This is a genomic window from Acidimicrobiales bacterium, from assembly GCA_035630295.1.
Taxonomy (GTDB): Bacteria; Actinomycetota; Acidimicrobiia; order Acidimicrobiales; family Iamiaceae; genus Iamia.
Window position 1 is genome coordinate 75,826 of the sequence record DASQKY010000001.1, and the last position, 6,000, is coordinate 81,825.

A 6,000-nucleotide genomic window follows, 5' to 3' on the forward strand; every position below is an offset into this window, starting at 1 on the left:
GCCGGTGGGTGCGCCGACGCCGGGGCTCAGCGCCCGCCCGGCCAGTCGGCCAGGGCCAGGCCGGTGATGCGCTCGTAGGCCTCCCGGTAGCGGGCCGCGGTGGCCTCCACCACCTCGGGCGGCAGGGCCGGTGGGGGCGGGGCCTTGTCCCAGCCCTGGACCTCGAGGTGGTCGCGCAAGGGCTGCTTGTCGAACGAGGGCGGGGTGGTGCCCGGCACCCAGGCATCCGCCGGCCAGAAGCGGGACGAGTCCGGGGTGAGCACCTCGTCGGCGAGCACCAGGTCCCCGTCGACCAGGCCCAGCTCGAACTTGGTGTCGGCGATGATGATGCCCCGCTCGGCGGCCCACGCCGCCCCCCGCCGGTACAGCTCCAGGGAGGCCTCCCGGGCCCGCTCGGCCAGGTCGCGGCCCACCATGTCCACCGCCCGGTCGAACGACACGTTCTCGTCGTGGTCGCCGACCTCGGCCTTGGTGGAGGGGGTGAACACCGGCTCGGGCAGGCGGTCGGACTCCTGCAGCCCCTCGGGCAGCGGGGTGCCGTGCATGGTCCCCGAGGCCTTGTACTCCTTCCACGCCGAGCCGGTCAGGTAGCCCCGGACGATGCACTCGATGGGCAGCATCTCGGCCCGCCGGCACAGCATCACCCGCCCGGCCAGGGCCGGGTCCCGGGCCTCCTCCGGCAGGTCGTCCAGCTCGGTGCTCAGGAGGTGGCCGGGCACCACGTCGGCCAGGTGGTCGAACCAGAAGGCCGACATGGCGGTGAGCACCCGGCCCTTGTCGGGGATGGGCTCGGCCATGACCACGTCGAAGGCCGACATGCGGTCCGAGGTGACCATGAGCAGACGGTCGTCGCCGGCGTCGTAGATGTCGCGGACCTTGCCGGTCGCCAGGTGGGGCAGGGAGATCGCCATGGGCCGGAAGCTACCGGCTCGGCGCCCGGCGTCCAGCCCTCGTTTCGGAGCCCGTCAGAGGATGGCGGCGGGGACGTAGCCGGCGGCGGCGGGGTCGGTGGCCACCACGGCCTCGACCTCGGCCGCGAACGCCGCCACCTGGGACCGGGCCCGGCCCACGAAGGCCAACGGCTCCCCCACCACCGCGGCCACCGCGGCGGGGTCGAGGCCCAGGCGCTCGTCGGCGGCCAGGCGGTCGAGCAGGTCGTTGGTCTCGGCCCCCTTCTCCCGCATCTCCAGGGCCACGGCCACGGCGTGGTCCTTGATGGCCTCGTGGGCCACCTCCCGCCCCACCCCGGCCCGGACCGCGGCCATGAGCACCTTGGTGGTGGCCAGGAAGGGTAGGTAGCGCCGCAGCTCGCGCTCGACCACGGCGGGGAAGGCCCCGAACTCGTCCAGCACGGTCAGGGTCGTCTCGCTCAGGCCGTCGAGGGCCAGGAAGGCGTCGGGCAGGGCCACCCGCCGCACCACCGAGCAGCTCACGTCGCCCTCGTTCCACTGGTCGCCGGCCAGGGCGGTGACCATGACCAGGTGGCCGCCCAGGATGACCGACAGGCCGCAGATCCGCTCGGTGGAGCGGGTGTTCATCTTGTGGGGCATGGCCGACGAGCCGACCTGGCCCGGCTTGAACCCCTCGGTCACCAGCTCCTGGCTGGCCATGAGGCGGATGGTGGTGGCCAGGCTGGTGGGGCCGGAGGCGACCTGGACGAGCGCCGAGACCACGTCGAGGTCGAGCGACCGGGGGTAGACCTGGCCCACGTTGTCCAGGAGCCGCTCGAAGCCCAGGTCCTTGGCCACCTCGGCCTCGAGCACGTCGACGGCGACGTCGGAGCCGAGGAGGTCGAGCATGTCCTGCTGGGTGCCGACCGGGCCCTTGATGCCCCGCAGCGGGTAGCGGACGAGCAGGTCGTCGAGCCGGGCCAGGGCGACGAGGAGCTCCTGCCCGCTGTTGGCGAAGCGCTTGCCCAGCGTCGTGGCCTGGGCCGGGACGTTGTGCGAGCGCCCGGCCATGACCAGGGTCTCGTGCTCGGCGGCCCGCCGGGCCAGCCGGGCGAGAACGGCCACGGCCCGCCGCCGGACCAGCCGCAGGCCGTCGCGGACCTGCATCTGCTCGACGTTCTCGGTGAGGTCGCGGCTGGTCATGCCGGCGTGGACCAGCTCGTGGCCGGCGAGGGCGTTGAACTCCTCGATGCGCGCCTTGACGTCGTGCCGGGTGACCCGCTCGCGGGCGGCGATCGAGTCGAGGTCGACCTGGTCGACGACGGCCTCGTAGTCGGCCACGACGCCCTCGGGCACGGTGACGCCCAGGCGGGCCTGGGCCCGGAGGACCGACAGCCACAGCTGCCGCTCCAGGACGACCTTGGCCTCGGCCGACCAGATGGCGACCATCTCCGGGCTGGCGTAGCGCTGGGCCAGGACGTTCGCCGGGGTGCTGGTCACCCACCGAGGATACGTCCGGGGCCGGTCAGCCTCTCAAGGCTCGGGGCCAGCGGCCGATCACCACAGGGTGAGCGTCCCCACGTTCGGCCCCTCCACCACGGAGCCCACCAACTGCATCCTCCACCCCTTCGAGGCGGCCGATCGGCTCTGCGGCTCCTGCGGGGGCTGGCACTGCGACGGCTGCCTGGTCACCCCGTGGGGGCCGCGCAAGGGCGCCCTGTGCGTGTCGTGCGCCATCGAGAAGGGCGGGGTCCGCAAGAGCTCCGGCCAGGCCCCCATGCGCAGCGCCAATGAGATCCGCAAGCTCGAGCGCCAGCGGCGCAAGGAGCAGCGCGACGAGGACCGGCGCCCGCTCGTGGTCAGCCCCGTCGGGTTCCAGAAGCTGGAGATCCCCGAGGAGAAGCCGGCCCGCAAGGGCCTCTTCCGCCGCAAGTAGCGGCGGCCGTCAGACCTTCGGGGGGACGGCGTTCTTGGCCGCCCGCTCGGCCCGGTGCTCGACCAGCCGATCGGCCAGCTCGTCGTCGGTGACGGCCAGGATCTGGGCTGCCAGCAGGGCGGCGTTGACGGCCCCGTCGATGGCGACGGTGGCCACCGGCATGCCCGGGGGCATCTGCACCGTGCTGTAGAGGGCGTCGACCCCGTTGAGGGCGCCGCCGGAGATGGGCAGGCCGATCACCGGCAGCAGGGTCTGGGCCGCGACCGCGCCGGCCAGGTGGGCGGCCAGGCCGGCGGCGCAGATGAAGACGCCGTAGCCGTTGTCCCGGGCCGACGAGGCCAGCGCCGCCACCTCGGCCGGGTTGCGGTGGGCCGAGAGGACCCGGACGTCGGCCTCGATGCCGAGCGCCTCGAGCGTCTCCCAGGCGGGCTGGACCTTCTTCCCGTCGTTCGGCGATCCCATCAAGACGGCGACCTTGTACGTGCTCATGGTCGGAAGGTAGCCCGGAAGGTCTCGGCCGACGACGTGGTTGGACCGCGACGTGGCCTCCCCCCAGCTCTCCGTGCTCGACCTGTCGATCGTCGGCCGGGGGTCGACGCCCGCTCTCGCCCTCGACCAGAGCCGTCGCCTGGCCCAGGAGGTCGAGAGCCTCGGCTACCACCGCTACTGGGTCGCCGAGCACCACAACATGCCCGGCATCGCCAGCTCGTCGCCGCCGGTGCTGATCGCCCACCTGGCCGCCCACACCACCACGCTGCGGCTGGGCTCGGGCGGCGTCATGCTCCCGAACCACTCCCCCCTCGTGGTGGCCGAGCAGTTCGGCATGCTCGAGGCCCTGCACCCCGGCCGGATCGACCTGGGCCTGGGCCGGGCGCCGGGCACCGACGGGCTGACGGCCGCCGCCCTGCGCCGCACCAACCGCTACGACGCCGAGGAGGACTTCCCCCGCCAGCTGGGCGAGCTGCTCGCCTACTTCAACGACACGTTCCCCGACGACCACCCGTTCAAGGCCATCCACGCCACGCCGGGCCGGGGCTACCAGCCGGACGTGTGGCTGCTGGGGTCGAGCCTCTACAGCGCCCAGCTGGCCGGGCTCCTCGGCCTGCCGTTCTCCTTCGCCCACCACTTCTCGGGCGAGAACACCGAGGTGGCGGTCGAGGCCTACCGCCGGTCGTTCGACCCCTCCGGCGTCCTCGACGAGCCCTACGTGATGCTGGGCGTGAACGTGCTGGCGGCCCCGACGCTCGACGAGGCCCGCTACCTGGCCGGCCCCGGCAAGCTGGCCATGGCCCGCCTGCGCACCGGGAACCCGGACGTCTACCCGACGCCCGAGGAGGCCGCGACCCACGAGTACACCCCCCAGGAGGAGGCCGTCGGCCGCAGCTGGGGCCGCCACCACGTGATCGGGCCGCCCGAGGCCGTGCGATCCGGGCTGCTCGACCTGGTCGAGCGGACCGGCGCCGACGAGCTGATGGTCACGACGATGACCCACGGCTTCGACGAGCGGGTCCGGTCGTACCGGTTGGTCGCCGAGGCCATGGACCTGACCTCCGCACCCGTCTGACACCTGCACGCCCGCCCCGTCCGGGCTACCTTGACCGATCAGTCAAGTTCGCCCAGACCAGCAGGTGCCCCCATGGCCGATGCCCCCACCCTCGACGAGTTCGAGACCGAGGTCCGGACCTTCCTCGACGCCCACGCCCAGCCCCGGCCGCCCGCCCAGGAGTTCGTCTGGGGCAAGGGTGACGACGACGTGGCCATGTTCGAGGAGGTCGACGCGGACACCGAGGCCCGCCAGCTCAACGAGGCCAAGGGCTGGTTGAAGACCCGGGCGGAGGCGGACCTGCACTGGATCGCGGGGCCGACCGAGCTGGGCGGACGGGGCCTGAGCCGCGACCACGCCCTGCTCTACGGGCGGCTCGAGTCCGGCTACCAGACCCCCAAGCAGTCGTTCTTCGGCATCGGCTTCGGGATGGTGGCGCCGACGATCCAGGCCCACGGCACCGAGGCCACCACCGCCTACCTGAACCGCATGTACTCCGGCGACCTCGTCGGCTGCCAGCTCTTCAGCGAGCCCGCCGCCGGGTCCGACCTGGCCGGACTGCAGATGCGGGCCGACCGCGACGGCGACGAGTGGATCCTCAACGGCCAGAAGGTGTGGACCTCGGGCGCCCACTACTCCGACATCGGCGAGGTGATCTGCCGCACCGACGCCGACCTGCCCAAGCACAAGGGCCTCACCGGCTTCGTCGTCGACATGCACGCCCCCGGCGTCGAGGTCCGGCCCCTGCGCCAGATGACCGGCGGGTCCTCGTTCAACGAGGTCTTCTTCTCCGACGTCCGCGTCCCCGACGACCACCGTCTCGGCGACGTCAACATGGGCTGGACCGTGGCCCTCACCACGCTGATGAACGAGCGGGCGTCGATCGGCGGCGGCTCGGGCAGCGGTGGCACCGGCCTGGTGTCGATCGTGCGCCTGATCGAGATGGCCCGCGCCTTCGACCGCGCCGACGACCCCGTGGTCCGCGACGCCCTCATGCGGCTCTACACCGGCTACCAGGTGTCGCGGTACACGAACATGCGAGCGGCGGCGAACCTCAAGGCGGGCGGCCTGCCCGGCCCCGAGATGTCGATCGGCAAGCTGGCCCTGACGGCGAACCTCACGGCCACGACCGAGATCGTCAGCCTGATCCTCGGGCCCAGGCTGATCGCCGACACCGGCGAGTGGGGCACCTTCGCCTGGTCGACCTTCGCCACCGGCACCCCCGGCATGCGCATCGCCGGCGGCAGCGACGAGACCCTCCGCAACATCGTCAGCGAGCGGGTCCTCGGCCTGCCCAAGGAACCCGGCATCGACTCCAAGTCCCCCTTCAAGGACCTCCTCAAGGCCTGACCCCCGCAACCTTGAGCACTTCCTGCTGCTCAGCAGCAGGAAGTGCTCAAAGTTCGAGGGTGCGGTCGGCGAGGGCGGCGATCTCGGGTTCGCGGGTGGCGACGACGACGGCGGCGCCGGCGTCGGCTCGCTCCCGCAGGAGGGCCAGCACGACCTCGGCCCGGAGGGCGTCCTGGTGGGCCACGGGCTCGTCGGCCAGGAGGATGGCGGGCTCGCCCACCAGCGCCCGGGCCACCATCGTGCGCTGGCGCTCGCCCACGGAGATCTCGTAGCCGCCCCGG

Annotated in this window: 7 protein-coding genes; 3 read left to right on the forward strand and 4 right to left on the reverse strand. The window is 72.9% G+C overall.

Going from position 1 to position 6,000, the window contains the following annotated elements; genetic code table 11:
• Positions 1-26: 26 nt before the first annotated feature.
• Together VEW93_00410 and purB are read right to left on the reverse strand one after the other, a co-directional pair.
• Positions 27-911 carry a phosphoribosylaminoimidazolesuccinocarboxamide synthase gene (locus VEW93_00410; GenBank protein HYI60244.1) on the reverse strand — a complete coding sequence of 295 codons (885 nt, stop codon included), beginning with the start codon at positions 909-911 and terminating at the stop codon, positions 27-29.
• A gap of 54 nt (positions 912-965) precedes the next feature.
• Entirely contained in the window at positions 966-2,390 is a 1,425-nt protein-coding gene (gene purB / locus VEW93_00415; GenBank protein HYI60245.1) for an adenylosuccinate lyase, read from the reverse strand.
• Between the two features lie 67 nt (positions 2,391-2,457).
• Between purB and VEW93_00420 the strand changes: the two genes are divergently transcribed.
• A complete protein-coding gene (locus VEW93_00420; protein ID HYI60246.1) occupies positions 2,458-2,826 on the forward strand; it encodes a hypothetical protein in 369 nt (122 codons plus the stop codon).
• Between the two features lie 9 nt (positions 2,827-2,835).
• Here the strand turns inward: VEW93_00420 and purE are convergent, their stop codons facing one another.
• A complete protein-coding gene (gene purE / locus VEW93_00425; protein ID HYI60247.1) occupies positions 2,836-3,315 on the reverse strand; it encodes a 5-(carboxyamino)imidazole ribonucleotide mutase in 480 nt (159 codons plus the stop codon).
• Positions 3,316-3,367: 52 nt separating this feature from the next.
• On the opposite strand from purE, the gene VEW93_00430 reads away from it, so the two are divergent.
• The gene (locus VEW93_00430; protein ID HYI60248.1) at positions 3,368-4,390 is read left to right on the forward strand and encodes an LLM class flavin-dependent oxidoreductase; all 1,023 of its coding nucleotides are present in this window, start codon (positions 3,368-3,370) and stop codon (positions 4,388-4,390) included.
• A 72-nt stretch (positions 4,391-4,462) separates the two neighbouring features.
• Positions 4,463-5,719, forward strand: a complete 1,257-nt coding sequence (locus VEW93_00435) for an acyl-CoA dehydrogenase family protein (GenBank protein HYI60249.1) — start codon at positions 4,463-4,465, stop codon at positions 5,717-5,719.
• Positions 5,720-5,765: 46 nt separating this feature from the next.
• On the opposite strand, the gene VEW93_00440 is transcribed toward VEW93_00435, so the two are convergent.
• Positions 5,766-6,000 (reverse strand): ATP-binding cassette domain-containing protein (locus VEW93_00440; protein HYI60250.1); only part of this gene is annotated, 235 nt, incomplete at its 5' end.

Excerpts from the sequence above, each read along its gene's own strand:
- VEW93_00410 (HYI60244.1), bottom strand. The coding sequence starts at position 911 with ATGGCGATCTCCCTGCCCCACCTGGCGACCGGCAAGGTCCGCGACATC.
- VEW93_00435 (HYI60249.1), top strand. The coding sequence starts at position 4,463 with ATGGCCGATGCCCCCACCCTCGACGAGTTCGAGACCGAGGTCCGGACC.
- purE (HYI60247.1), bottom strand. The coding sequence starts at position 3,315 with ATGAGCACGTACAAGGTCGCCGTCTTGATGGGATCGCCGAACGACGGG.